23 protein-coding genes are annotated in these 26,489 nt (G+C 38.8%); 18 read left to right on the plus strand and 5 right to left on the minus strand.

The window, feature by feature from the left end; genetic code table 11:
• Positions 1–42: 42 nt before the first annotated feature.
• Both DFQ12_RS02015 and DFQ12_RS02020 read right to left on the minus strand, forming a co-directional pair.
• A complete protein-coding gene (locus DFQ12_RS02015; protein WP_120257359.1) occupies positions 43–996 on the minus strand; it encodes a glycoside hydrolase family 43 protein in 954 nt (317 codons plus the stop codon).
• A gap of 252 nt (positions 997–1,248) precedes the next feature.
• Entirely contained in the window at positions 1,249–2,136 is an 888-nt protein-coding gene (locus tag DFQ12_RS02020) for a DUF4377 domain-containing protein (protein WP_167457175.1), read from the minus strand.
• 38 nt (positions 2,137–2,174) lie between these two features.
• Between DFQ12_RS02020 and DFQ12_RS02025 the strand changes: the two genes are divergently transcribed.
• The 4 genes from DFQ12_RS02025 (at position 2,175) to DFQ12_RS02040 (ending at position 7,255) form a co-directional block, all read left to right on the plus strand.
• Positions 2,175–3,071: a hypothetical protein gene (locus DFQ12_RS02025; RefSeq protein WP_120257361.1), complete on the plus strand. Its 897-nt coding sequence runs from the start codon at positions 2,175–2,177 to the stop codon at positions 3,069–3,071.
• 78 nt (positions 3,072–3,149) lie between these two features.
• Positions 3,150–3,974: an alpha/beta hydrolase gene (locus tag DFQ12_RS02030; protein WP_120257362.1), complete on the plus strand. Its 825-nt coding sequence runs from the start codon at positions 3,150–3,152 to the stop codon at positions 3,972–3,974.
• Positions 3,975–4,126: 152 nt separating this feature from the next.
• Positions 4,127–6,451 carry a TonB-dependent receptor gene (locus DFQ12_RS02035; RefSeq protein ID WP_120257363.1) on the plus strand — a complete coding sequence of 775 codons (2,325 nt, stop codon included), beginning with the start codon at positions 4,127–4,129 and terminating at the stop codon, positions 6,449–6,451.
• Positions 6,452–6,457: 6 nt separating this feature from the next.
• Positions 6,458–7,255 (plus strand): DUF4249 family protein, encoded by a 798-nt coding sequence (locus DFQ12_RS02040; RefSeq protein ID WP_120257364.1) that lies wholly within the window; start codon positions 6,458–6,460, stop codon positions 7,253–7,255.
• A gap of 3 nt (positions 7,256–7,258) precedes the next feature.
• On the opposite strand, the gene DFQ12_RS02045 is transcribed toward DFQ12_RS02040, so the two are convergent.
• On the minus strand, positions 7,259–7,801 hold the full coding sequence (locus DFQ12_RS02045) for a polysaccharide deacetylase family protein (protein WP_425275567.1): 543 nt from the start codon (positions 7,799–7,801) through the stop codon (positions 7,259–7,261).
• 122 nt (positions 7,802–7,923) lie between these two features.
• On the opposite strand from DFQ12_RS02045, the gene DFQ12_RS02050 reads away from it, so the two are divergent.
• The 5 genes from DFQ12_RS02050 (at position 7,924) to ispE (ending at position 13,077) form a co-directional block, all read left to right on the plus strand.
• Complete coding sequence (locus DFQ12_RS02050; protein ID WP_167457176.1) at positions 7,924–9,303, plus strand: TolC family protein; 1,380 nt, start codon at positions 7,924–7,926, stop codon at positions 9,301–9,303.
• Positions 9,304–9,324: 21 nt separating this feature from the next.
• Positions 9,325–10,629: an efflux RND transporter periplasmic adaptor subunit gene (locus tag DFQ12_RS02055; RefSeq protein ID WP_120257367.1), complete on the plus strand. Its 1,305-nt coding sequence runs from the start codon at positions 9,325–9,327 to the stop codon at positions 10,627–10,629.
• Between the two features lie 109 nt (positions 10,630–10,738).
• Complete coding sequence (locus DFQ12_RS02060; protein WP_120257368.1) at positions 10,739–11,707, plus strand: helix-hairpin-helix domain-containing protein; 969 nt, start codon at positions 10,739–10,741, stop codon at positions 11,705–11,707.
• Positions 11,694–12,221, plus strand: a complete 528-nt coding sequence (locus DFQ12_RS02065) for an adenine phosphoribosyltransferase (protein ID WP_120257369.1) — start codon at positions 11,694–11,696, stop codon at positions 12,219–12,221. Before DFQ12_RS02060 ends, DFQ12_RS02065 begins: the two co-directional genes overlap by 14 nt.
• A 34-nt stretch (positions 12,222–12,255) precedes the next feature.
• Positions 12,256–13,077 (plus strand): 4-(cytidine 5'-diphospho)-2-C-methyl-D-erythritol kinase, encoded by an 822-nt coding sequence (gene ispE, locus DFQ12_RS02070; RefSeq protein ID WP_120257370.1) that lies wholly within the window; start codon positions 12,256–12,258, stop codon positions 13,075–13,077.
• Between the two features lie 72 nt (positions 13,078–13,149).
• Here ispE and DFQ12_RS02075 read toward each other — a convergent pair whose 3' ends face one another.
• The gene (locus DFQ12_RS02075; protein WP_120257371.1) at positions 13,150–13,995 is read right to left on the minus strand and encodes an ATP cone domain-containing protein; all 846 of its coding nucleotides are present in this window, start codon (positions 13,993–13,995) and stop codon (positions 13,150–13,152) included.
• Positions 13,996–14,129: 134 nt separating this feature from the next.
• On the opposite strand from DFQ12_RS02075, the gene DFQ12_RS02080 reads away from it, so the two are divergent.
• Positions 14,130–14,426, plus strand: coding sequence for a YgaP family membrane protein (locus tag DFQ12_RS02080; protein ID WP_120257372.1), 297 nt, complete (start codon positions 14,130–14,132; stop codon positions 14,424–14,426).
• Positions 14,427–14,732: 306 nt separating this feature from the next.
• Here DFQ12_RS02080 and ychF read toward each other — a convergent pair whose 3' ends face one another.
• On the minus strand, positions 14,733–15,833 hold the full coding sequence (gene ychF, locus DFQ12_RS02085) for a redox-regulated ATPase YchF (RefSeq protein ID WP_120257373.1): 1,101 nt from the start codon (positions 15,831–15,833) through the stop codon (positions 14,733–14,735).
• 68 nt (positions 15,834–15,901) lie between these two features.
• On the opposite strand from ychF, the gene DFQ12_RS02090 reads away from it, so the two are divergent.
• From DFQ12_RS02090 to DFQ12_RS02125, 8 genes are all read left to right on the plus strand, one after another.
• A complete protein-coding gene (locus tag DFQ12_RS02090) occupies positions 15,902–16,249 on the plus strand; it encodes a Rieske (2Fe-2S) protein (protein WP_120257374.1) in 348 nt (115 codons plus the stop codon).
• Positions 16,250–16,325: 76 nt separating this feature from the next.
• Entirely contained in the window at positions 16,326–17,330 is a 1,005-nt protein-coding gene (locus DFQ12_RS02095) for an NAD(P)H-dependent glycerol-3-phosphate dehydrogenase (RefSeq protein ID WP_120257375.1), read from the plus strand.
• 16 nt (positions 17,331–17,346) lie between these two features.
• The gene (gene hemF / locus DFQ12_RS02100) at positions 17,347–18,246 is read left to right on the plus strand and encodes an oxygen-dependent coproporphyrinogen oxidase (RefSeq protein WP_120257376.1); all 900 of its coding nucleotides are present in this window, start codon (positions 17,347–17,349) and stop codon (positions 18,244–18,246) included.
• A 17-nt stretch (positions 18,247–18,263) separates the two neighbouring features.
• Entirely contained in the window at positions 18,264–19,523 is a 1,260-nt protein-coding gene (locus tag DFQ12_RS02105; protein ID WP_120257377.1) for a M16 family metallopeptidase, read from the plus strand.
• On the plus strand, positions 19,513–20,835 hold the full coding sequence (locus DFQ12_RS02110) for a M16 family metallopeptidase (protein ID WP_120257378.1): 1,323 nt from the start codon (positions 19,513–19,515) through the stop codon (positions 20,833–20,835). Before DFQ12_RS02105 ends, DFQ12_RS02110 begins: the two co-directional genes overlap by 11 nt.
• A gap of 71 nt (positions 20,836–20,906) precedes the next feature.
• Positions 20,907–21,860: a 3'-5' exonuclease gene (locus tag DFQ12_RS02115; RefSeq protein WP_120257379.1), complete on the plus strand. Its 954-nt coding sequence runs from the start codon at positions 20,907–20,909 to the stop codon at positions 21,858–21,860.
• A gap of 27 nt (positions 21,861–21,887) precedes the next feature.
• Positions 21,888–22,844 carry a thioredoxin-disulfide reductase gene (trxB, locus tag DFQ12_RS02120; RefSeq protein ID WP_120257380.1) on the plus strand — a complete coding sequence of 319 codons (957 nt, stop codon included), beginning with the start codon at positions 21,888–21,890 and terminating at the stop codon, positions 22,842–22,844.
• Between the two features lie 583 nt (positions 22,845–23,427).
• A complete protein-coding gene (locus DFQ12_RS02125; RefSeq protein WP_120257381.1) occupies positions 23,428–26,481 on the plus strand; it encodes a SusC/RagA family TonB-linked outer membrane protein in 3,054 nt (1,017 codons plus the stop codon).
• Positions 26,482–26,489 lie beyond the last annotated feature (8 nt).

A 26,489-nucleotide genomic window follows, 5' to 3' on the forward strand; every position in this document is an offset into this window, starting at 1 on the left:
GTTTGGTTGTATGTATATTCTTACTCCATTGGAAGAAATAATCTATTTTAATGGGTATTTGACACCTTTAAAGGTCATTTCGACGGGTAGAATGTGACCATTTTTGTCAAATTTCATCTCATCGATACAAGTGACACGCTCATTGGCTCCTTCCTTACCTAATGGTCTACGGTGATAGACGATGAAATATTTGTCTTTATTGGGTGCTTTGATAACGGAATGATGCCCAGCACCGACAGCAACCTTTGGGTCACGTTCGAGAATTGTTCCGATACGTTCAAATGGTCCAAAGGGAGAATCGGCAATTGCGTAAGCCACTTTATAATCCGGACCAGTCCAACCACCTTCGGACCACATAAAATAGTATTTGCCATTTTTAATAAACATAAATGGCCCTTCCACATAATCCTTTGGTGTAATTTCCTTGTAATAGGTTCCGTCATCGAATGGAAGCAAGCCCGTAAAATCAGGTTTAAGTTTGACCATATTACAATGCTTCCAGCCACCATAATACATGTAGAACGTTCCATCCTTATCTTTAAATACAAACTGATCTATCGGCTGCGCACCATTGATAATGTCATTGATCAATGGTTTGCCAAGCAAATCTGTATAAGGCCCTTCAGGTTTGTCTGCTACAGCCACACCAATTCCGCCGATTTCGCCCTGATGGACATCATTTGCACTAAAGAATAAATAATATTTGCCCTTGTTTTCGAGAACAGCAGGAGCCCACATCGCTTTTTTTGCCCATGTTACCTGATTGTTTTGAAGTACACGGGGATGTTTTGTCCAGCTAGTCAGATCTGATGAAGAAAAAGCATCAAAAAATACCTGTTCTTCATAAGGTGCCGAATAGGTGGGAAAAATCCAATATTTGTTTCCATAGATGATACCCTCCGGATCTGCATAGTTTCCACGAATGACGGGGTTCTGTTGTGCAAAGAGTGTCGTTGCCAATAATAGAGATGTTGTCGTAAAAAATGTTCTGATCATCGTTATGCTTTAAATGGTTAAGATAGGATATCTTGTCGGTTGGGATATTCAAAAAAAAATCATTTTTATGCTGATTTTTCTCAATATTTTTAAAGTGTTAAAATTATGTTAAAATGAGGTGTTGCTTTCGATTCTTTCCGCTTTATTTCACATATTTGTTTATGTCATTTCCAAATGGCATAAATACTTTTCATAAAATAGGTTAATAATATGGCTAAGATACCCGGAGTCCCCCAGACTTCGGGTGTTTTTTTATTCACGCTCCAAGCCGAAGATCATCACTAGCCTTCCGTCTATATATAAGTTTAGTGTCTGCTCGGCGATATCAAATTGAATCTGTTTTTGCTCAACAACCGCGAAGAAATCATTTTCAATATTGGGTCCATTGCAAGACTTCATGGTGCTTGCCAAGTTCGGAAAGCTTATCATATTGCCTTTAATGCTAAAATTTCCCCAAAATTTATTACATCCCGTCGATCCGGCGATCGTTCCATTTTTTGCGTCGAAACCAATGTTGGCGCTGTTGCTTGTTACATCTTTGCCATTTAACTGCAGCAAATTCCACTTAAATCTGGCGAGGAATGAGGCAACACTGGGGAGCTCGGTGACTTTATCTTTGGAAATAATATTAAGCAATTCATAATGTATACTGTCGGTATCTTTTGCTTTCGTTTGCTTTACTTTGATGCGATAACGATACTGTTCCTGGTAATCAAAACCGAGAATGGGTACCGAAATATATTCCCATTTGTTTTTTTTGTTGGATTTTATCTGTAGACAGGTCAATTTTCCAGACACTGGGTCATTGACATAATTCTCACCGACATCCCAAATGGCGATGTCAGAATGATCAACTTTCAATTTGCTAATAATTTCCTCCAATGTGTAGATTGACGCTTGTGCTGTTTTTGTCTTTTTTACACGAATATTGTACTCAAACGCGGCATTGTAATTAAACTGTTGAATTTCCGCATAAAAATTCTCCCAGTTTTTACTATTGTAATACTTTACAAGATAAGGTGGCGTATTGTCAAGTTCAGATTTTACTTTTATCCGAAACGAACTGCTCTGTGCCTGTAAAGTATATTGGAATAGAAATAATAGGATAAAAAACAAACTTGATTTAATGGATTTCTTCATAATGGGCATTAAATATCAATAAAAACGTATCTTTAAACATGAATATTGCACGAACAAAAGTACTGTTGATGATCGTACTTTTTTTGTCTGGCTTACGGATATATGCCCAAAATAACAAGGATTATTTTAAAACACAAATCCCCTTAGGCGAATTGACAGATGTACAGTTAAAAGAAGTGTCTGGAATTGTGGCGGCTCAAGGAGAGGGCTGTTTTTGGGTTCATAATGATAGTGGGGATGGTGCAAACATCTATCTGATCGATCGTCAGGCCAATCTACTCAAAAAGTTTAGACTCGAAGGTGTGGATGTGGTTGATTGTGAGGATATGGATCGCGTCAAAATCAATGGTAAAAATTACCTGGTTTTGGCTGATATCGGCAATAATCTTGGGAAGCGGACTTGGGCAAGCCTGTATGTATTTCCTGAGCCTTCAGCCAATGATTCGCTCGTCATATCCAAAAAAGATATTAAAACCATATTTGTCAAATTTCCGGGGCAAAAACGTTTAGATGCGGAATCCATTATGGTTGATCCCCGTGATAATATGTTGTATATCGTTTCTAAGCGTGAATTTCATTCCACAGTATATGCTGCTGCTGTTTTTAAAGGTGTTCAACAACAGTACTTTACGTTAACCAAAGTCGCCGAACTTCCTTTTACTTTTGCTACAGCTTCGGCTATCGATCCAACAGGAAGAGAGATGCTTATCAAGAATATTACACATATCTTTTATTGGAAGAGAAAACCGGGGGAATCTTGGGGAGGTGCACTGCAACGGAAACCAATCGAGGTGCCTTATACGGTAGAGCCCCAGGGGGAAGCGATCACTTTTGATAATAAGGGGACTGGCTTTTATACAATTAGTGAACGTCCATTTGGTTTAAAATCCTATCTTTATTATTTTGAAAAAGTTTCTAAATCAGCGGATAAGTAACAAGCCCAATTCAGTAAGACAGATCATTGATAGCGGTCTGAATAGATGGAATGAACATATATACCAATTGCTAACATCATGAATTTAAAACAATTTTTATTTTTATCACTTGCGCTATTTTGCTTTCTAGGGAGTAAGGCTGCTACGGTGGATACCTTGAATATTCCGAGTCGGAGCATGGCAAAAGAAATTAAAACAGTCGTTATTCTCCCCAAAGGTTATTCGGCGAATACAAAATATCCTGTGCTCTACTTACTTCACGGATATTCAGGTAATTATAGTAATTGGGTTAAAAATACCACTGTAGCTTCTTTGGCAGATCAATATGGATATATGGTGGTTTGTCCGGATGGGGGATTTGGAAGTTGGTATTGGGATAGTGCCAACGATCGGAATTATCAATATGAAACATTTGTTTCCAAAGAACTGGTTGATTATATAGATCAGCATTACACGACAGTCAAAGATCGAAAAGGTAGAGCAATTACCGGACTGAGTATGGGAGGGCATGGGGCCTTATCGCTTGCGATAAAACATCAGGATCTCTATGGCGCAGCGGGTAGTACAGCAGGAGGTGTTGATTTTAGACCCTTCCCTTTAAATTGGGAAATTAAGGATCGTATCGGTAATTATGCAGATGTGCCACAGGCTTGGGACGATCGAGTGGTGATCAATATGATTCCGAAATTGCTGAATAATAAACTTCGTCTGATGATTGATTGTGGTAAAGAGGATTTTTTCTATACTGTCAATATCGCACTGCATGACAAACTCATGTATCACAACATCAACCACACCTTTGTTACAAGTGAGGGTGGGCATAATTGGGCTTATTGGTCACGCTCTATTATCTATCAAATGGCTTTTTTTAACGAATTTTTCAATCAGCCAGAAAAAAAATAGCAAGAAAAATAGATAAATATTTGGCTTAAATGAATAAAATGCTATTTTTGTTTCCAGAAGATCTTGACTAACAAATTATAAACTTATTATTAAGCCTTGCAAATTGTAAGGCTTTTTTATTATTTTCAATAAATTTTTGATTTCAATCTGTTATGCTTAAACCTATAAAGGTTGTTTTTTATTTTTCTTCTATTTTGTTTTGCGCACAGCAATCCTATGGTCAACAATCCAAATCTATATCGGGATTTATCAGAGATAGTATCAGTGGTGAAAATATTATTGGCGCCTTGGTCCGTAATGACACAGAAAAAAAATCGACGGCTTCCAATAAATATGGATTTTTTAGTTTATCCCTTCGTGGAGAGGAGGCGTTCTTGGAAGTTTCCTCAATGGGATATAGAACAAAGGTTTTACCGGTCCAAATAGGAAAAGATTCTACTTACATTGTGCAATTGGTACCCGAAGAAAATCAATTGGCTGAGGTGGTTGTCACTGGAAATAGAAGAAAATCGATCAAAGATTTGACTCCCGGCTTGACGCAATTTAGCCCGAAGGAGATTGAGAAAGTTCCTGTCTTATTTGGAGAGAAAGATATTTTAAAGACAATTCAATTGTTCCCAGGCGTGACAAGTGGCGGTGAAGGAAGTAGCAATTTTTATGTTCGTGGCGGTGGTGGAGACCAAAATCTAATTTTGTTGGATGAAGCCCCAGTTTACAATAGCTCTCACCTTTTTGGTTTCTTTTCAACCTTTAACTCCGATGCCATCAAAGATGTCAACTTTTATAAAGGTGGTGTACCGGCGCAGTATGGAGGAAAGATCTCTTCAGTCATGGAAATAACAACCTTGGATGGAAATAATCAGCATTTTAATGTTGAAGGGGGATTAGGGTTAATAGCGTCACGACTGAAGGTCGAGGGACCTATACAAAAAGGGAAGAGTTCATTTATGATATCCGGTAGACGTACCTACGCCGATTTATTCCTGAAGCTTTCAAGTGATGAGAACATTAAGAAAAGCGCATTATTCTTTTATGACCTGAATGCCAAGCTGAATTATAGGATTAACGATAAGAATACCCTTTATTTATCGGGATATTTTGGTAAAGATGCCATGGCATACCATGATTTATTTGACTTCAATTGGGGGAACGCAACCGGAACGATGCGCTGGAATCATGTTTGGAGCAATCGCTTATTCAGTAATACTACCTTGATATTCAGTAAATTTAATTATCAGGTGAAGATTGAAGACGACAATAATTTCAAGATTCGTTCGGATATCTTCAATTATAACTTTAAACAAGATTTTCAATATAGCCTCTCAGACAGTCATAATCTAAAGTTTGGTCTACAGGCGGCCTTACAGGAGATTCGTCCAGCAAGTATCGAAGCCGGTGAAGACTCCAAAGTAAATTCACTGCATATTCAACAGCGCAAGGGGCTGGACATTGCCGCATACATTTCGGACGATTGGGCGATAAATGATAAATTCAAATTAAACTATGGTGTTAGGGCGACGGCTTATGCCGCTTTAGGACCGGGTATGTTTTATACCTATGATAATGCTGGAGAAGCTGTTGATTCAACCTATGTGGGAAGTGGAGAAATGGGCAAAAAATATGTTTACCTGGAACCACGTCTCTCGCTGAACTATGCCTTGAATGAATTGACTACACTAAAGGCTTCTTATAATACAAATGTGCAGTATCTACATCAGTTGAGTAATACAACAAGTAGCTTACCTACAGATCAGTATGTATTAAGCAATAATACGATAAAACCGCAATTGTCAACACAATATTCCTTGGGCTATTTTCGGAATTTTGCGTCTAATAGGTATGAGTTTTCTGTCGAAGGCTACTATAGAGACCTTAAAAATCAGATCGACTATAGGAATGGAGCGGATCTACAGGCGAATGAACTTCTGGATGGTGAACTGCTATTTGGAAAAGGAAGAGCATATGGCGTTGAGTGGTTTATAAAGAAACGATTGGGAAGGCTTAGTGGATGGATAAGTTATACATTATCCAAAAGTGAAAGACAATTTGATCAGATCAATGATGGACAGTGGTTTAACGCGCGCCAGGATAAGATTCATAATATCGCAGTCGTGGCACAATATCAATTGAATCCTAAATGGAATCTAAGTGCAAACTTTGTCTATTATACGGGCGATGCTGTAACCATGCCCGCTGGGAAATATTTTGTTGACGATAGAACGATCTTCTATTATGATAAACGGAATGGCCAACGCATGCCGGCTTATCACCGCTTGGACCTTGCCGCAACATATGATATCAAGCGTACAAAAAATACTTATTCCAGTTTATCTTTCGGAATTTATAACGCATATAATCGCAAAAACGCTTATTTGATCGATTTTAGAGAGAAAGAAGGACAATCCAACGTAACAGAGATCTATAGGATTGCCTTATTTGGAACCATACCCTCCATTACTTGGAACTTTAAATTTTAGCACAACATGAGAAAGATAGTAGGATTGATCGCCATAGTTTGGATAACTTTGATTGGTTGTGAAGATAAAATTGATTTGAAATTACCTGAAAACACGGGCCAGCTGGTGATCACGGCTGATCTAATGGTGTCGGATCAACAACATGAGATCAGTATTCAAAAAGTCGTCAGTTTAAAAGAATCAATGTTAGCTCCAATAACAGATGCGGAAGTTTACATAAGAAATCTGCAAAATAATCGCATATATACTTTTTTGCCTGGAGCCGATGGTGTGTATACCAATAAGACCTTGCGACTACAGGAAAAGTCCAGTTATCGACTGTACGTCAAAACCGCTGATGGCAAAGAAATTGAAGGAACTTCGACAGTGCCATCCTATGTAGATGTGGATTCGATAGGCCTTTCCGAACGGATCATATTTACAGACACCATATATTATCCCACACTGGTCTTTAATGATCCTCCGGAAAAAGGAAATTATTATAAGTATAAGATGTCTGTGAATGGGGGAGAGTTGCGCTTTATCGATGTGTTCAGTGATAAATATAATAATGGGCTGCAAGTACAACATGATATTGTCGACCGCGATAGAGATCTCAAGATAGGAGACAGGGTACGGGTTTTGCGTCAATGCATTGATCTGGGCGCATATAACTATTGGAATAGCTTCCAGATGATTAATCCTGGAGCAGCGTCACCTTCCAATCCAATTTCAAATCTGTCCAATAATGTTTTGGGATATTTCAGTGTGAGTGTGGGTAAATATTATGAATCTGAAGTGGTTTTATCACGATCTAGGCCCTAATGCTTATTCTAGTCTTGCTATTTGATATTGATTTGCTAGGAGAAATTCAATCGTTTTAGGTAAAGCGTATTCAACTCGGGGAATGGCTTTGATATTGTCATGGAAGATGATGATCGAGCCATTTTGTATATTGGGAAGTACATTTTCAAGGCATTTTTCAGGACTTAGCTTCTGATCAAAGTCGCCGGACATGATATCCCACATTACCACACGATAATTTTTGTATAACTTTTTAAGCTGTGATTTTGTTGCTTTTGCATAAGGTGGACGAAAGAGATCGGTTTGTGTTAGCTCCTGACATTGAGTTACATTATCGATATAGACCTCGTCATTTGTATCCCAGCCTTTGAGATGATTGTAAGTATGATTACCCACTTGATGTCCTTCTTGTAAAATTCTTTGAAACAAATGTGGATTTTTTTTAATATTTTCACCAACACAAAAAAATGTTGCCTTGACCTGATATTTTTTTAGGATATCGAGTATAAAAGGTGTAATTTCAGGAATTGGACCATCATCAAAAGTGAGATAGACTTTTTTTTCCATCCTCGGCATATGCCAGATCGATCTGGGGTAAAACCAACGAAGGAAAAAAGGGGATTTGACAAAATACATAACCGATAAATGAAGTTCAAATCTATAAAAATTGTATGGTTCTACATATGAACATGAAAAGATTTTATTATTCTGCAGTAATATTTACTGTTTTTTTTCTTGGAACGAACAACCTAATCCAAGCTCAACAGGTCGTTGGGGTAGCCGAAGCAATACGCATGACTTTGGAACGTAATGTGCAAATTAAGCAAGCCGAACTGAGTAAAGATCTCGCTGCTCAGGATTTATTTCAATCAAAAAGTAATTTATTACCTGATTTAAGAGCTTCCGTTGATCAAAATTTCCGTTACGGTTTTGCCTTCGATTTGACATCGGCACAAATTGTTAACAATGCCTGGACCAGAACTACGAATGGATCGGTAGGGTCCAGTGTGAATATATTTCAAGGTTTTCAACAGGTTAATCAGATAAAAGCAAATAAGTTTCAGTTGGAATCCTCTGCTACACAGGTGGATAAAGTGAAAAATGATCTTGTTCTAAATGTCCTGGTGAATTATTTAGAAGCTATTACAAATCATGAATTGATGGTAGCCAGTGAAGATCAGATTGCTTTATCAAAACAACAATTTTCATTAGACTCCATACAGTTTGCTGTTGGTAATAAGACTATAGCTGATATTGCAAAATCAAAGAATCAGGTGGCTACGAATGAATTGAACAAAGTAAATTTGAAGAATTCATACGAGATGTCCTTGTTAACTTTGAAACAATTGATGGAAATGCCCCCAGAAACAGTTATTTCTTTGGAACGTCCGAACTTAGAATCTGTTTTGGTAAATGCCGAAGATAAAAATGCCATAGACGTATACCAAAAGGCTTTAATAAGGCAACCGGATATCCTTAAATCTGCATTGGATAAGGAGGTAGCGTTAAAACAAATCGATATTGCCAAAGGGGGATATTACCCAACACTCAATTTGAGTGTGAGTTACGGCACAAATTATTCTTCTGCCACAACACGACAAACCGATCCATTAGATATCAAAACGAGATATCGTGTGCCTTTTAGCGATCAAATATCAGAAAACAAATCATTTTTTACTGGTTTATCACTTGCAGTTCCAATTTTTTCTAAGAATCAGAATAAGGTTAACGTCGCGAAAGCTAAGATCGGGCTAAAACAGGCTGAAGCTGCTGAGCAATTAGCCAAGAACAATTTGAATAAGGCTGTAAACCAAGCGGTATTGGACGTTAATGCTGCCAAACAAAAATATACTTCGGCAACGACAGCCTTTGAAAGTGCTGAAACGGCTTACAAAGCGACCAAAGAACGATACGATATCGGTATGGCAAATTCTTTGGAATTATTTACCGCACAGACCGAACGGAACAAAGCAGAATTTGATCTGATTCAAGCAAAATATAACGTAATATTCAGATCTAAGATTATCGATTATTACTTAGGAAATCCAATTCAATTCGACAACAATTAACCTATTTGATTAACAAAAACAATGGCAAAGAAAAAACGTAGTGTAGTAAAGATTCTATTAATAGTCGTAGCGCTCCTGGCAATTTTTGTTTTGATCGGCTTTCAGGCCGGCTGGTTTGGAAAAGGAGATATTACTAAAGTCGCTGTAGACGTTGTGAAGGAAACGGATGTAGATGAACTGGTGTCTGCCAGTGGAAAAATACAACCGGAAATAGAAGTTAAGCTGAGTTCGGAAGTTTCAGGTGAGGTTGTTGAACTAAATATCAAAGAAGGTGACTTTGTAAAAAAAGGACAAGTACTCTGTCGGATCAAACCCGATATCTTACAGTCCGGCTATGATCGCTCTGTAGCAGCAATGAATTCGCAGCGTGCCAATCTCGCTGCTGCACAACAACAGCTAAAACAACAAGAAGAAAATTTCAAAAATGTAGCTGCAACTTACAAGAGAAACCAAGAACTTTTTGAAAAACGGGTTATTTCCGCAGCTGAAATGGATAAGAGTTCTTCTGAGTACTTTTCGACTCTTGCTGCCATTCAGGCACAAAGAGAGACTGTAAAATCAAGTAGATATGGTATTGATCAATCACAAGCCTCTGTCAAAGAAGCTCAGGATAACCTAAATAGAACAACCATTTATGCTCCGACTGACGGTATTATCTCTTTATTGTCTATCGAACAGGGAGAGCGTGTGGTGGGAACAGCACAAATGGCTGGTACTGAAATTATGCGCATCGCCAATATGTCTTCGATGGAAGTAAATGTTGATGTCAATGAGAATGATATCAATAACGTCAGAGTAGGTAATCAGGCTGAAATTGAAGTAGATGCTTTTCAAGATAGAAAATTTAAAGGCATTGTGACCGAAATTGCAAGCTCATCCAAAAATATTGCAACAACGACAGCTGCAACCTCATCAACAGATCAAGTCACAAATTTTAATGTAAAAGTGCGTATCAGCGCGGAATCTTATCAGGATCTGATCAAAGAAAATGTCGCTTCGCCATTCAAACCTGGATTATCCGCTACTGTACAGATTTTCACAAAACATGATAAAGGCTTGGTAGTACCTATCCAGTCGGTTACCGTAAGATCGGATGATAAAGATTCTACGAATACAAATAAGAAGATACAGGAATATGTCTTCGTTTTAAAAGATCAGACAGTAAAACAAGTTCCGATCAAAACTGGGATTCAAGATGATAAAAACATTATTATTCTATCCGGATTGAAAAAAGGAGATCAAGTTGTTTCTCGACCATTTGATGCCATCTCTAAAACGCTAAAGGATGGTAGTAAAGTGGAAAAAGTAGATAAATCCGTGTTATAAAATTATTTTGATACATTATTTATAACAAAAGGGAGGTGTTTTTTTAACACCTCCCTTTTTATTTTCCTTCTAATTTATTAAATTTATATAACCCAATCCCTAACAGCTTATGAAAAGGCTATTGACTTATTTTAAATTTAACAAAACAGAGCAAAATGGGTTCTTCGTTATATTGGTGATAATCATCGTCTTTAGTATTATATATTCCCTTGTCAGTAGAGAGGATAAAAGTGATCCGATTGCTCATCAGGCGCGGGTTTTTGAGCAGTCATTTCATGACTCAACCGATGCCGCAGATTATCCAAATAAGAAATTTAAGGTAGCCGATGTTCATTTGGAAAAGAAAGTAGCTCGTTCGGATCCGGATCCCAGTACAGACAATAACGTTGTAGATACCAAGCTATTTTATTTTGATCCCAATAATTTATCTGTCGAGGCATGGCGCGAGCTCGGCCTCTCGGATAAGCAAATTGCCGTAATCAAGAATTACGAGAAAAAAGGTGGCCGGTTTAAAGATAAAAATGATGTTAGGAAAATGTATTCCATCAACGCGAAATTATATAAAAAACTAGAACCCTTTATCCGCATTAAAGTGGAGACAACAGGTCCCGGTACGATAGCTAAAACCCCCTTGCTTTACGATAAATTCGAAACCAATCGTGCTGAACTTATAGATCTTAATACCTGTGATACAATAGCCTTGATGAGCCTCAAAGGGATCGGTACAATACTTTCTAAACGCATTTTGAAATATAAAGAGGTGCTTGGTGGTTTCTATCGGATAGAGCAGTTAAAGGAAGTTTATGGTGTCACTTCGGAAACATATGAAGTCATTAAGGACTACATTACAGTGTCTAATTTAGAAGGAATCAAAAAAATCAATATTAACCAGATTGATGCCAATTCATTGGGCAAACATCCGTATCTTAGCCCAAAGGATGCGAAATTAATAGTTAATTATCGAGATCAACATGGCAATTACGCTAATATAGAAGATTTTACCAAGATAGGTACACTTTCAGATCTTGCTATTGCTAAAATCGCGCCGTATTTAATATTTGAGAATGATTCAAGATAAATTGAAACTGGAAATCCGGGATATTGTGGATTTTCCAAAACCGGGTATTGTATTCAAAGATATTACCCCCTTGTTGAAAGATGCTGAACTTTGCAATGAAATGATCGATGCAATTATTGACCAACTTCAAGGAATAGAAATTGATGCTATTGCAGGTATTGAAAGCCGTGGATTTCTTTTTGGATTTTTACTTGCCAACAGATTAGGATTGCCCTTCATTCCAATTCGTAAGCAAGGAAAATTACCATTTAAAACGATTTCTGAGTCTTATGCGCTGGAATATGGTCAGGCTACGATAGAAATTCATGAAGATGCCTTCGAAAAAGGTAGCCGTATTTTGATCCATGATGATCTGTTGGCAACAGGCGGAACTGTCGTTGCAGCAAGCAAACTTATTGAAAAATTGGGCGGAGTGATTGCAGCCTATAGTTTTATCATTTCATTGGATTTTCTCAAAGCAAAAGGCCGATTGTCTCGATTTAGTGATACAATCTCCTCGTTGGTGAGCTATTAATATAGAATTTAAGTGTTGATTTAGACGATATCGTATGATCCTCTTTGCAAATGCTAAAATAAATATTGGACTGCAGGTGGTTGCCAGACGAACGGATGGCTATCATGAATTGAATAGTATTTTCTATCCCTTGCCGATCTATGATATTATAGAGATACTGGAGACAGATGCACAAGATTCCACGTTGACAGTACAGGGTAACCATATACCCGGGGATTCCGCGGATAATCTCTGTTTAAAGGCGCATGCATTATTAAAAAAAGAATTTGACATTCCTCAGGTTAGGATTGATCTGATCAAACAAATTCCAATTGGAGCAGGATTGGGAGGTGGGTCAGCGGACGCATCTTTTGTATTGAAAGGACTTAATGAGCTGTTTAAGCTAAATTTGACAAGTACGCAATTAGCGAAATATGCCGCACAATTGGGGGCAGACTGCCCGTTCTTTATCGCAAATAAACCCGTATTTGCAACCGGGATAGGGACAGATTTTAAGGAGATATCGCTTGATCTGGATGAATACCACCTTGCGGTTATTATGCCTGATATCCATGTCTCTACGGCCGAAGCTTACAGTGGGGTGAAACCGATGCCCTCAGATGTTAATTTGGAGGAGGCTATCCGATTGCCTATTCAGGAATGGAAATTCCATATTCGAAATGATTTTGAAGAATCTATTTTTGAGCGCTATCCGATGCTCAAAGAAATTAAAGAAGCCTTGTATCATAAAGGGGCAATATACACGTCGATGTCAGGCTCCGGTGCTGCAATCTATGCCATTTCTTGGGAAAAGATGGATTTAAGCGAGTTTTCCAGATATGGTAAGGTTTACTATCCCGTTGCGCTAGAAAGATAATCGCAGTTTGTAAAAAGCAATAGGCCATACCTGAGTCTACATGTATGCCTATTGCTTTTTAGACTGATAATATTAATATTCTTCTTCTACTTTGTAGTCTAATAGCTCACTGGCTTCTTTGAGGACCTTCTCTTTTCTTTCCTTGTTAAGTCCAAGAATATCCAGTTTATCCGGATTGTTTACAAGATCTTTTACCAAAATCAGCTGATTTTTTAACAGCTGCTGTTCTTCCAGGTCCGAAAGGGTGGTCAAACAAGTGACCGGATAAAAGACGGCTTTATCGACTCTTCTTTTGATACTATTCTCTTTTGGATAGTCCCAAGAAAGCAAGTTGATGCCGTAATAAGTTGCAAAATCGATCGAATCTGATGTGAAGTAGGCATTAGTGATCAGCCAGCCTTCCTGAAACTGTAATTTTTTGCCAAAAAAATTATAGTCAATTCCACTGATATCTTTGAACCTCGATAGGTAGTACATTGCTGTGGTAACGGAGATCTTGGCGTCAATGTCATTTCTAAACTTACACTCCGCTGTCATCAACTTACCATCTTTATAAGCAACCACATCCAATTCATGGGAAACAGCATGGCCTTGTACCGTCTGTCCAGTGGTACTTTCATATCCAATTGAACGAAGCAAATGGGAGATGTATTTTTCAAAATAGAAGCCTTCAGGTCCAAGATCACGTAGTGCTTTTTTTAGGCTGTATCGCGCGGCAAATGAGTTTCGTACAGTCTTCAATGTATCGAAAGCCAACTGATACAACTCCCTGGTTGAAATACCATCGTATATTTCACCTATAACACTGCTGTATACTTCGTTTACTTGATCGCTATTTGCTCCTGAACGGGAAAGCGAATGCCGTAAGGCTTCTCCATTAAAGGGTACTAATTCACCGGAATATTTTTTGACTTGCATGGATATTTAATTTGATAAATACGAATATAAGGGATGTGATCCGAGAAATCATATAAAAACTATTATTCTATTTCTAAACTTTTTTGGATCATAATTTGTTTACATAAAGAAACAATACTTAAATATAGATAATTATGAGTAACCTATTGCTATTTGCATTTGACAAGATTAAAGCTAAGATAAAAGATGATTGCATTGAGGAGAATATTGGTGCTTCCGAGCGCGTGCTGTCTGTGATTGCCGGCGGCTTTATTTTAGGTTTAGGCGTAAAAAAGATATTTAAATCTCCACTGGCTGGGCTTTCAGGATTGACCCTTGGTGGGACGTTAATTTATCGTGGTGTGACAGGACATTGTGATGTCAAAAAATTGCTGGAAGATAAAGATGTTAAAAAAGTTGAGGTAATAGAACATCGTTATTTTGTTAAATAACGATGGGTTTAACTCTTAGTCTACTAACAAATAAACTGATCGTCAGCTTTGGAGGTGCTTACTGGAGTTTAACTGATACATTATAAGGAGCAAAATTTTAATTTTACTTGTTAGCAAGCTGTCACCATCATGCTAGCGCAATGGCTCCAATATAAGAGGTGGACTCACGTGGACTTATATTGATTGCAGTACGAATATACAGTGAACATACTGGAAATTTGGGGGTTAAAATATAGTATAAAAAAAACGGTCGAAAATCATCTTTTCGGCCGCTTTTTTTTAAAATTTTGCTGGTTAAACAGCTATTTATACATTAAAACGGAAGTGCATAATATCACCATCTTGTACAATGTAAGTTTTTCCTTCTACAGACAATTTCCCGGCTTCCTTTACAGCACTTTCTGAACCTAGACTAACAAAGTCATCATATTTAATTACTTCAGCACGGATAAATCCTTTTTCAAAATCTGTATGAATGACGCCAGCTGCCTGAGGGGCTGTAAAACCATTCTCAATTGTCCAGGCACGTACTTCTTGAACGCCTGCTGTAAAGTAGGTCGCTAAATTTAATAAGGAATATGCTGCTCTGATCAATTTATGGACACCAGATTCTTCTAATCCAAGGTCATCCAAAAACATCTTACGCTCTTCATAACTCTCCAATTGAGCGATTTCAGACTCAATTTGCGCAGATATAACCAATACTTCAGCTTTTTCATCTTTCACGGCTTCTTTTACACGATCCACATAAGCGTTACCTGTATTGACAGAGCCTTCGTCCACATTACATACGTAAAGTACTGGCTTTGCGGTTAACAAGGCTAAGTCTTGGATAAATTCAAAATCTTCGGCTTCAATAGGTGCTGTACGTGCTGACTTGCCTGCCTCCAAATGTTCTTTAACGACAGATAGGATATCAAAAGTCTTTTTAGCATCTTTATCACCACCTGTTTTTGCCATTTTCTCCACTTTTTGGATACGTTTTACCACAGTATCCAAATCCTTAAGTTGCAATTCTGTATCGATGATCTCTTTATCTCGGATTGGATCTACTGAACCATCCACATGGATAACATTACCATCATCAAAACATCTCAAAACGTGGATGATCGCATTTGTTGTGCGAATATTTCCTAAAAATTGGTTACCTAATCCTTCACCTTTTGATGCTCCTTTTACCAACCCGGCGATGTCGACGATTTCAATGGTATTCGGAACGATACGTTGTGGATTGACTAACTCAGCTAATTTATTTAGACGGGCATCCGGTACGGTAATTACCCCAACATTTGGTTCAATAGTACAAAATGGAAAGTTTGCTGCCTGTGCTTTCGCATTCGACAGACAGTTAAATAATGTTGATTTACCAACGTTTGGTAAACCTACGATACCGCATTGTAAAGCCATATATAGTGCAAATTTTTGAAATTGCACAAAGATAGAAAATTCACTGTAATTTTTAACTATCTTGTGGAATGCTTCGATGGTACAAAATTGATAATGCCCAATTTCTAAAGGATGAGGGGATAACAGAGCATAAATTTGGCGGAAAGACTATTTGTCTTACTTGGTTTGAGGATCATTTGTATGCCTTTTCCAGGAAATGTCCGCATGCGGGCGCTCCGCTCAAAAATGGTTGGTGTGAACGGGGTAAAGTGATCTGTCCCTTCCATCGCCATGAATTTGATCTTGTAACAGGAAAGGGTAATCCTACCCAACATGACTTTATTCATATTTACCCTGTTAAAGAGGAAGAAAATGCCTATTATGTGGGTATTGAGAAAGGGTTTTGGCAAAGTTTTCTCGGTTCTAAAAGTAACTAAAGTATCATATCTCTTGATGCAATCGCATATCTAAGCAGTAAATAAGTATATTTGCTTTCGAAAACAAATTAAAAACATGCAGGGGAAAAAGATTGGTATAATTGGTAGCGGAAGCTGGGCGACGGCCATGATCAAGATGCTATGCGAAAATGACCAAGACAAACATATTTTTTGGTGGATTAGAAAAGAGGAAGATGCGGAGTATATTCAACAATTTAAACACAACCCGACTTATTTGAGTGGTGTTTCTGTTGATTTGAGTATTACAACCATCGATACCAATGCCAAAAATGTTGTTGTTAATTCAGATATTGTTATTTTAAATACGCCAGCAGCTTATTTAAAAGATGCATTGAGAGGAGTCACAAAGGAAGATTTTAAAGACAAGATAGTCGTGTCAGCCATCAAAGGGATAATTCCTAAGGATAACCTGATTATCGGCGAGTTTTTGGAACAGCATTACGCGGTCGATATCGAACGGATCTGTGTGGTCGGAGGACCTTGCCATGCGGAAGAAGTCGCCTTAGGTAAGCTGTCTTACCTGACATTTGGATGCAAAAACTTGGATAGTGCAGCCCTGGTTGCTTCGTTTTTGTCTTCCAGAGTCATTAAAACGATCTTATCGGAAGATATTTTAGGAATTGAATTTGGAGCTGTATTAAAGAATATTTATGCCCTTGCTGGAGGTATATGCCATGGGTTGGGTTATGGTGATAACTTTCAGGCAGTTTTGGTTTCCAATGCTATCCGCGAGATGCGTCGGTTTGTTGCTAAAGTAGATGGCGATACATCCCGGGATGTCAATACTTCAGCTTATTTGGGAGACTTGTTGGTCACGGCATATTCGCAGTTTAGCCGCAATAGAACATTTGGTAATATGATCGGTAAAGGGTATAGCGTGCAATCGGCTCAACTTGAAATGAATATGGTGGCCGAAGGTTATTATGCTTCTGCTTGTATTCAGGAATATGCCGAAAAATATGCTGTCGAATTACCCATTTGTGATGCTGTATATCAAATTTTATATCAACATCAGCCTGCATCTAAAATTATTCAAGCCCTGAGCGAAAAATTAACATAAACTAGCGATAGAGTAGATGATTACAAAAGAAGCGATAGCTTTAGCTTATAAAGAAATTCAAGATGAAATATGCCAGGCTTTGGAACGCTTGGACGGTTCGGCCCGCTTTGAGGAGGAACTATGGGAAAGAGAAGGTGGGGGTGGTGGTCGAACACGGATTATTCAGAACGGCAATATATTGGAAAAAGGTGGAGTCAACTTTTCCGCCGTGCATGGCAAACTACCCGAGACAATAAAAAAAGCGTTTGGCGTCGATGAAGACGATTTTTTCGCCACTGGAGTTTCGATTGTCATTCACCCCAATAATCCATGGGTACCGATCATCCATATGAACATCCGATATTTTGAATTAAATGAACAGATGCGTTGGTTTGGAGGGGGGATTGATCTGACACCACATTACGTGAATGAAGATGATGCCCAGTTTTTCCATCAACAATTGAAAACGGTCTGCGATAAACATAATCCGACTTTTTATGATGAATTTAAAAAATGGGCCGATGACTATTTCTTTATTCGTCATAGACAAGAAACCCGTGGAATAGGAGGGGTTTTCTACGATAAATTAAATACAGCCAAAACGGGCATGGCTATGGAAGATATCTTGGCATTTTCCTGTGACTTAGGTCGTAGCTTTGCACCGACCTATACTGCGCTGGTTGAAAAAAATAGGAATAAAACATATAACGAAACGCAGAAAAATTGGCAATTGATCCGTCGGGGACGCTACGTTGAGTTTAATTTGGTCTGGGATTCTGGTACTAAATTTGGACTGGAAACAAATGGCCGTATCGAGTCCATACTGATGAGTCTACCATCTCAAGCCAATTGGGTATACGATCATCACCCTGAAGAAGGCTCCGAAGAAGCCAAGACCTTATCCTTGTTGCGAAAAGGTATTAACTGGATTTCATAAAATCGAAAAAGAACTAGATGGTTTCATACCAAAAATTTACCTTAGAAAACGGCCTCCGTGTGTTGGTACACGAGGATCATAACACAGCAATGGCCTGTGTAAATATATTGTACGATGTAGGTGCAAGGGACGAATCGCCGGAGCAGACTGGTTTTGCCCATTTATTTGAGCATCTGATGTTTGGTGGTAGCGTTAATATCCCTAGTTTTGATACAGAATTACAAAAAGTAGGTGGTGAGAATAATGCTTTTACGAGCAATGATATCACCAATTACTATATTACTTTGCCCTCTTCGAATTTGGAAACAGCCCTTTGGTTAGAATCGGATCGCATGTTAAGTTTAGCGTTCTCGCCACAGAGCCTTGAAGTGCAGCGGAATGTAGTAAGTGAAGAATTTAAACAGCGTTATCTCAATCAACCTTATGGGGATGCCTGGCTTAAATTGCGTCCTTTAGCGTATAAGGTGCATCCATATCGTTGGGCTACCATTGGCAAAGAGCTAAAACATATCGAAGATGCGACCATGGAGGATGTTAAGGCTTTCTTCAAATTGCATTACAATCCACAGAGTGCAATTATGGTTGTCTCTGGTGATGTGCATTATGAAGAGGTTAAATCCTTGGTTCAGAAATGGTTCGGCGATATTGGTCCCGGCCAAAAATATAACCGTCAGCTACCACAAGAACCGATACAAAAGGAACTAAGAAGGGAAACGGCTTTTGCTCCAGTACCATTAGATGCACTTTACATGGCTTTTCACGGACCAGCACGATTGGAAGATGGTTACTTTGCCATGGACCTACTCTCTGATATCCTTTCCAGAGGATCTTCATCAAGACTATATCGTAGACTAGTAAAGGAAGAACAGCTCTTTAGTGAGTTAAATGCCTATGTGATGGGCAGTATCGATAATAACCTGTTTGTTATCGAAGGTAAGCCTTCCGAAGGAATATCGTTGGAAGAAGCCGAACGTGCAGTATGGGGAGAACTCGATCTGTTGAAAAAAGAATTGGTGTCTGATACCGAACTGGAAAAAGTTAAAAATAAAATCGAGTCAACAAATGTATTTGCTGAATTATCAATCTTGGATAAAGCAATGAATTTGGCCTTTCATGAGTTGCTTGGTGATGCCGATGGTATCAATACCGAAGTGTCCAAATATTTGGCTGTAACCGCCCAAGAAGTACAAACACAAGCACAAGCTATTTTTAATCCCGAAAACGCATCAGTATTAATGTATAAAGCACAAGAGGAGGAGATACGACATGTTGGATAGAACAAAAGCACCTGAATTCCGTGAAATTGGTCATATAAGTTTGAAAGAACCTGTCAAAAAGCAGTTCGCAAACGGATTGCCAGTGTATGTATTTCATTCTCCTGAGCAGGAACTTGTCCGCATTGAATGGATTTTTGAAAATAAATACCTCGATGCACAAAATGAAAATCCGCTCCTGAATAGTGCATTAAGTGTATTGCTAAAAGAGGGTACAATGAGTATGTCAAGTGCCGAGATTGCAGACAAAGTAGATTTTTATGGTGCATTTCTTGTTCCCGAATACTCCTTTGATGTAACCTCCTTGTCTTTGTATACATTGAACAGACATAGTCAGGTTCTGTTGCCGCTTGTCAAAGATATACTGACAGAAGCATCTATTCCACAGGAGGAACTTGATACCTATCTCCGTAACAACAAACAAAAATTTCAGGTATCCATTCAAAAAAATGATTATCTGGCACGACGTAAGTTTTACAACTTGGTTTTTGGTGAAAGCAACCGTTATGGTCGTACACCAAAACTAGATGATTATGATGCGATTAACCGTGATCAATTGGTTGCATTATATCAGAAAGAAATTGTGCCGAGTAATTGCACATTGATTGTGTCTGGAAATGTTTCTGATAATTTGATGAAAGAGTTGGAGCAGATTTTTGGATTCGAATGGCTAGAAGATGCAGCAGTCACTACGGCAAATAATCCTGTATTTATTCAAGATGCCGGTGGTATAGCTTACGAAGAAAAAGAAAATGCACTACAATCAGCTATTCGTCTAGGGAATCAAACCATTTCGAGAACCCATCCCGATTACCCTGCACTACAATTTGTAAATACATTGTTGGGCGGATTTTTCGGTTCTCGATTGATGCGAAATATCCGTGAGGAAAAAGGATATACCTACAGTATTGGTTCTGCAGTTGCGACCTTAAAGCATACCGGCTTTTTAACAATTGCTACGGAAGTTGGTGTCGATGTAACAAATGCAACATTAACAGAGATCGAGAAAGAAATCAACCTGTTGAGGACCACATTAGCCCAAGACGAAGAAGTCGAGCTGGTGAAAACCTATATGGAGGGATCGATGTTGGGTTCGTTGGAGAGTATCTTTTCTCATGCGGATAAATTCAAAAATGTCTTGTTGAACGATATGAGCTTAACGTATTATTCTTATTACATGGAGCAGATCAAAAACATGACCCCCGAGAAAGTTCGTGATATCGCAAATAAATATCTCGATTTTAACCAAATGATTAAAGTTGTCGTAGGTAAATTCAATCAGTTGGAACCGATTCATCAAGCGGTTGTAAATTAAATTTCACAGACTACAAAAATCAAATTCAACTTTGTATTTTTGGTTTTTGTAAAAAAAGCATACTATCCAGCATGGAATTAAAATTAAAAAGACCATTGGTATTTTTCGATTTGGAGACGACAGGAGTTAATGTCGCGACAGATCGTATTGTAGAAGTATCATTTTTGAAAGTGATGCCCAGTGGTGAAGAAACTGTATATACGAAGAAAATTAATCCAGAAAGACCGATTCCTGCAGAATCAACCTTCTTTCATGGTATTCGTGACGAAGATATCAAAGATGCGCCGACGTTTAAAGCCATTGCAATAGAATTGGCGGCATTTATTGGCGATGCGGATTTGGCAGGATACAATTCAAATAAGTTTGATGTGCCTATGCTTATGGAAGAATTTTTACGTGCAGGCGTAGATTTTTCGTTGGAAGGGCGTGCCTTTGTTGATGTGCAAAATATCTTCCATCAAATGGAACAGCGTACTTTAAAGGCAGCGTATAAGTTTTATTGTAATGAAAATCTTGAAAATGCACATACTGCTGAAGCGGATGTGCGTGCTACGTATGAAGTCTTAAAAGCACAGTTGACAAAATACGAGGGATCAGCATTTGAAGACCGTCATGGCGTTGTATCTTATCCTGTTGTTAATGATGTTGCAGCATTACACGAATTTACAAATTTAAGTAAACCCGTAGATTTTGCAGGCCGCATTGTATACAACGAAGATGGATTGGAGACCATTAATTTTGGTAAACACAAAGGAAAACCGATTGTAGAAGTGTTTGAACAGGAGCCTAGCTACTATGCGTGGATGCAGAACGGTGACTTCCCTTTATATACCAAAAAAGTACTGGAAAATATCTGGATCAGATATAAGAAAGAAAAAAGCGAGCAAAAAGCTAAAGCGGCTCCGACGCATTCAGTAGAAGATAAAAAAACTGCTAAAAAGGAATTCAATCAACAAAAAGAGGAGAAACCTCAAAATATCTCTTTGGATATGTTGAAAGGATTGCAAGATAAATTTAAAAAATAACTTTATTAATAGCTTAGAAAAAGGATTATGGAATTCAAACAAGAAGTGGAGCATGTACAATGTCTGATTATTGGTTCAGGACCGGCGGGATATACTGCAGCAATTTATGCTGCCCGTGCGGATATGAAACCAGTGGTATATACAGGTATTGTACCGGGGGGGCAGTTGACACAAACAACAGAAGTGGACAATTTTCCGGGATATCCAAAGGGGATTACCGGTCCAGTTATGATGGAAGACTTACGGGAACAAGCTGAACGCTTTGGAACATCCGTACGCTTTGGTTATGTGACAAAAGTAGACTTCACAGGTGATGTACACCGCGTAGAAATTGATGGAACAGTTCAGGTTACTGCCGACACGGTGATTATTGCTACAGGAGCAACAGCGAAGTGGTTGGGCTTAGAATCTGAACAAAAATATAATGGTTTTGGTGTGTCAGCTTGTGCTGTCTGTGACGGTTTCTTCTTTAAAAATCAAGAAGTTGCCATCGTAGGTGCTGGTGATACAGCTGCAGAAGAGGCGACTTATCTCGCAAAATTGTGTTCGAAAGTACACATGTTGGTGCGTCGTGATGAGTTCCGCGCATCTAAAGCAATGGTACACCGCGTCATGAACACACCGAATATCGAAGTACATTACAACTCCGAAGCTAAAGAGGTTTTAGGGGATGGTCAAGTGGTGACAGGAATCCGTGTAATCAATAACAAAGATCAATCTGAGAAAGATCTTGAAGTAACAGGTTTCTTCGTTGCAATTGGTCATAAACCCAATACGGAGTTGTTTACTGGCGTATTGGAAATGGATGAAACAGGCTATCTGATTACCAAGCCAGATAGTACTGCAACCAATATACCAGGAGTCTTTGCCTGTGGAGATGTACAGGATAATATATTCCGCCAAGCAATCACTGCGGCTGGTACAGGTTGTATGGCTGCGCTTGAAGCAGAAAGATATCTTGCTGCAAAAGAAAGCGGAGAATAAGATCCTGCAAATAGTGGATACCTTTGGGATATCAACGCTAGCGAGGATGAATTCTCAAAAAAATTGTAAGCATAAGCCCGATCCCATATCGGGCTTATGTTGTTTTAGGCACTCTCTTCTACAATGACCCGCCTGATAGATTTATCTTACGAGAATAAATAATCTTTTTTAGAAAAGAACTGCCACTAATACCTCTGATTGATTCGTTTCAACGCGATAAATAACCCTTGATAAGAAAATCATAAATAGTTTTCAAAAAGACTACTTATTTAGTAGTCTTTTTGAAAACTATTTATATATTTGTACTGTCGTTAACAATTGGCGTTGGCAACGAACATAAAATCTAGACTACAAATTTTGAACAAGTATGAAAAACGACTATCTAAAACCGCTAAAAAGCAACCTAAAACTTATCCCAACTTTTAATCTTTTCTTCTTCATTTGTCGAATGCGAATGTGTAGTTAAACACACCCATCTTTCTTGTTTATAAATCATTAAACAAGCAATTCGAGTTTTAAAAAAAATAAGAGTACCAAATGGCGTTGGCACTTGTTTGCATATTCATATTAAATAGAACTGACAATGAAAAATTTCAGCGTACTTCCGTATGCTATTTTAGTCGTGCTTTTTCTCTCTACATTCGTATTTGCGAAGGCACAGCAACCTCAACCGATTATCAACGCGTCCCTAATAGGTACAGTTATTGACGCAACGACCAAAGAACCCATCGAGGGGGTGACCATACAGTTGGAGGCTGTTACACATAGCGTAAAAACAGATCAGAAAGGGAAATTCCAATTCGTAACCGGGCAAAAACTGCCTTTTACATTAATCTTAACTTTTGTTGGCTACCAGAAGAAAAGAATAATCGTCAACACATCACCGGCAATTATTGAGTTGGTTCCTTCATCCGAAGATCTGGAGGAAGTTGTCGTGGTGGGATACGGAACTCAAAAGCGTCGTGATCTGACGGGAGCTGTGGCATCTTTGCCAGAAAATCTGCTCCGGCAGCCTGTTTCTTCGCTAGATCAGACCTTGAAAGGAGCTGTCTCCGGTGTTCAGGTTACACAAACTTCGGGACAACCTGGTGGGGGAGTGAGCATCCGCATTCGGGGTGGGGCTTCCATACAAGGCGGAAATGAACCGCTGTATGTCATCGATGGATTTCCAGTCTACAACCAGACAGAAAGCACTGGTGTGGGAAGCGGTACACCTGTCAATCCGCTGGCCAGCATAAATCCAGCAGATATAGAAAGCATTGAGGTCCTAAAGGATGCGGCCGCAACAGCAATATATGGATCTCGTGGGGCAAATGGCGTTATCTTGGTCACAACTAAAAAAGGTAAGGCCGGCCATGTACAATTGAACTATGACGGTAGTATAGGCGTACAGCGTGTTCTCAAAAACATTGATGTCTTGAGTGCCCATGATTTTGCCATCCTTCGCAACGAAGCCTTATATGATGCTAATCCCAGCTTAGGTCCATATCAATATCGTAAACAGGCAGAGATAGATCAATTGGGCGAAGGAACAAATTGGCAAAAAGAAGCTTTTCGGACAGGTAACATACAAAATCATCAACTTGCACTGTCCGGTGGTGCTGAAAAAGTACAGTATTTTCTCGGTGCCAATTATTTTGATCAACAGGGTGTTATCGAAAATACAGATTTCAAACGTTTGGGTTTCCGTTCCAATATCAATGCAAATCCTTTTGACCGTTTGCTGGTAGGAGCCAATGTATCTATCAATAAAACCAATGCACAGATTGCACCAACGGGTATTGTCAATGCCTTGCTCATTATGCCGCCCACAGCAACAATCTACGAGCCAAATGGTGCGTATACGCTACGCAATCCATTTGAAAATATTTTTGCAAATCCTATTGCGACATTGAAAGAAACCACAAATACATCAAATGGTTTACGTATTCTGGGTACCTCCTTTGCGCAGTATCGTATATTAGAGGGGTTACAAGCTAAAGTGCTCTTTGGGGTTGATCTAAACAACCGCAATGATAAATTCTATCTACCATCCTACATCTATGAAGGGAGCGGATCCAAAGGTGAGGCAAGTCTAGGAAATTTAGATGGAACATCCTGGTTGAATGAAAATACCTTAACCTATACCGGAGCTATCGGACAGCATAATTTTAATGCTTTGCTTGGTTTTACACAGCAGGAAAATAAAAATGAAGTTTTTAAGGCTGGAGCACAGAATTTTGTTACAGACGATTTGCTTTTCAATAGCCTACAAAGCGGCTCCACCATTACACGCCCTTCTTCGGATACCTACAATTGGGTGCTACATTCGTACCTGGCGCGGGTTAATTATAATTATGCCAATAAATACTATGCATCAGCGAGCATACGTCGCGATGGAAGTTCCAGATTTGGTGCCGACAATAAATGGGGTAATTTCCCCTCCTTGGCATTCTCCTGGCGTGTAGCGAATGAGCCTTTTTTTAAACAAGCTTTTCCCGGCATCAGTGATTTTAAGATACGCACCAGTTTCGGTACCACAGGAAATCAAGAAATCGGTCAATACCAGTCACTTTCAACCTTGTATAGTTTAAATTATCTTTTTGGAAATAATGTAGTCACAGGCTTTGCATCGCAACGGATACCCAACAAAAACCTGGGCTGGGAGACAACCTTTCAATATGACGCTGGTTTTGATCTTGCTGTCCTGAACAATAGACTGCAGTTTACGATTGATTATTATTATAAAAAGACAAAGGATCTATTACTGAACGTTGAGATCCCTTGGACTTCGGGTTATGCCACTTCATTGCAAAACTTTGGTTCAGTTTCCAATAAGGGCGTGGAGTTTGGTTTGAAATCAAAAAATTTACAAGGCAATCTGAGCTGGAATACCGACCTGAATGTTTCGTTTAACCGCAATAAAGTACTAACTATCGGTGAAGGTGCGACATCTTATATTTCTGGAAACTATATTATTAAAGTCGGTGAGCCCTTGGGTACTTTTTATGGTACTGTTACCGACGGTATTCTACAGTTGGGGGAGGAAAGTAGCAAAGGTGCATTGACGGGAAATGCAAATCCAAAAGCCGGGGATCGCTTATATAAGGATATTAATGGAGACGGTCAATTTACAACCGCCAATGATCGCACGCTAATCGGTAATGCACAGCCTGATTTTATATTCGGTATCAGCAATACTTTTTCCTACAAGGGGTTTGATCTCTCTTTCTTGATTCAGGGAACAGTTGGTAATGATCTGCTGAATATCAACCGTCAAAATCTTGAGATGTTTACAGGACAGCAGAATGCATCCATCGATGCGCTTGACCGTTGGACCGCGACTAATCCAAGTCAACTGTACCCTAGAGCGAAACTAGATCCCGCCCCCATATTTTCGGATCAATTTGTTGAAAGTGGTTCATTCGCACGATTGAAGTCCCTACAACTTGGCTATAGTTTTCCAAAAGAATGGTTAAAAAATGCACACATTACAAATCTGAATCTGTACCTGGCTGCGCAAAATCTATTGACCTGGACGAGCTATAAAGGATTTGATCCGGAGGTAACTTCGGGTAGCAATGTTCAGATTGGGACGGATGCCGGCATTTACCCAGCTGCCAAATCTGTTTCCTTAGGTGTTTCCTTAACCTTTTAATTTTTACA

This window comes from Sphingobacterium detergens (genome assembly GCF_003610355.1).
Classification (GTDB): Bacteria; Bacteroidota; Bacteroidia; order Sphingobacteriales; family Sphingobacteriaceae; genus Sphingobacterium; species Sphingobacterium detergens.

What these genes read in the sequence shown, in the direction of transcription:
- DFQ12_RS02015 (WP_120257359.1), bottom strand. Translation starts at nt 996, where the DNA reads ATGATCAGAACATTTTTTACGACAACATCTCTATTATTGGCAACGACA.
- DFQ12_RS02020 (WP_167457175.1), bottom strand. Translation starts at nt 2,136, where the DNA reads ATGAAGAAATCCATTAAATCAAGTTTGTTTTTTATCCTATTATTTCTA.
- DFQ12_RS02025 (WP_120257361.1), top strand. Translation starts at nt 2,175, where the DNA reads ATGAATATTGCACGAACAAAAGTACTGTTGATGATCGTACTTTTTTTG.
- DFQ12_RS02030 (WP_120257362.1), top strand. Translation starts at nt 3,150, where the DNA reads ATGAATTTAAAACAATTTTTATTTTTATCACTTGCGCTATTTTGCTTT.
- DFQ12_RS02035 (WP_120257363.1), top strand. Translation starts at nt 4,127, where the DNA reads ATGCTTAAACCTATAAAGGTTGTTTTTTATTTTTCTTCTATTTTGTTT.
- DFQ12_RS02040 (WP_120257364.1), top strand. Translation starts at nt 6,458, where the DNA reads ATGAGAAAGATAGTAGGATTGATCGCCATAGTTTGGATAACTTTGATT.
- DFQ12_RS02045 (WP_425275567.1), bottom strand. Translation starts at nt 7,801, where the DNA reads ATGGAAAAAAAAGTCTATCTCACTTTTGATGATGGTCCAATTCCTGAA.
- DFQ12_RS02050 (WP_167457176.1), top strand. Translation starts at nt 7,924, where the DNA reads ATGAAAAGATTTTATTATTCTGCAGTAATATTTACTGTTTTTTTTCTT.
- DFQ12_RS02055 (WP_120257367.1), top strand. Translation starts at nt 9,325, where the DNA reads ATGGCAAAGAAAAAACGTAGTGTAGTAAAGATTCTATTAATAGTCGTA.
- DFQ12_RS02060 (WP_120257368.1), top strand. Translation starts at nt 10,739, where the DNA reads ATGAAAAGGCTATTGACTTATTTTAAATTTAACAAAACAGAGCAAAAT.
- DFQ12_RS02065 (WP_120257369.1), top strand. Translation starts at nt 11,694, where the DNA reads ATGATTCAAGATAAATTGAAACTGGAAATCCGGGATATTGTGGATTTT.
- ispE (WP_120257370.1), top strand. Translation starts at nt 12,256, where the DNA reads ATGATCCTCTTTGCAAATGCTAAAATAAATATTGGACTGCAGGTGGTT.
- DFQ12_RS02075 (WP_120257371.1), bottom strand. Translation starts at nt 13,995, where the DNA reads ATGCAAGTCAAAAAATATTCCGGTGAATTAGTACCCTTTAATGGAGAA.
- DFQ12_RS02080 (WP_120257372.1), top strand. Translation starts at nt 14,130, where the DNA reads ATGAGTAACCTATTGCTATTTGCATTTGACAAGATTAAAGCTAAGATA.
- ychF (WP_120257373.1), bottom strand. Translation starts at nt 15,833, where the DNA reads ATGGCTTTACAATGCGGTATCGTAGGTTTACCAAACGTTGGTAAATCA.
- DFQ12_RS02090 (WP_120257374.1), top strand. Translation starts at nt 15,902, where the DNA reads ATGCTTCGATGGTACAAAATTGATAATGCCCAATTTCTAAAGGATGAG.
- DFQ12_RS02095 (WP_120257375.1), top strand. Translation starts at nt 16,326, where the DNA reads ATGCAGGGGAAAAAGATTGGTATAATTGGTAGCGGAAGCTGGGCGACG.
- hemF (WP_120257376.1), top strand. Translation starts at nt 17,347, where the DNA reads ATGATTACAAAAGAAGCGATAGCTTTAGCTTATAAAGAAATTCAAGAT.
- DFQ12_RS02105 (WP_120257377.1), top strand. Translation starts at nt 18,264, where the DNA reads ATGGTTTCATACCAAAAATTTACCTTAGAAAACGGCCTCCGTGTGTTG.
- DFQ12_RS02110 (WP_120257378.1), top strand. Translation starts at nt 19,513, where the DNA reads ATGTTGGATAGAACAAAAGCACCTGAATTCCGTGAAATTGGTCATATA.
- DFQ12_RS02115 (WP_120257379.1), top strand. Translation starts at nt 20,907, where the DNA reads ATGGAATTAAAATTAAAAAGACCATTGGTATTTTTCGATTTGGAGACG.
- trxB (WP_120257380.1), top strand. Translation starts at nt 21,888, where the DNA reads ATGGAATTCAAACAAGAAGTGGAGCATGTACAATGTCTGATTATTGGT.
- DFQ12_RS02125 (WP_120257381.1), top strand. Translation starts at nt 23,428, where the DNA reads ATGAAAAATTTCAGCGTACTTCCGTATGCTATTTTAGTCGTGCTTTTT.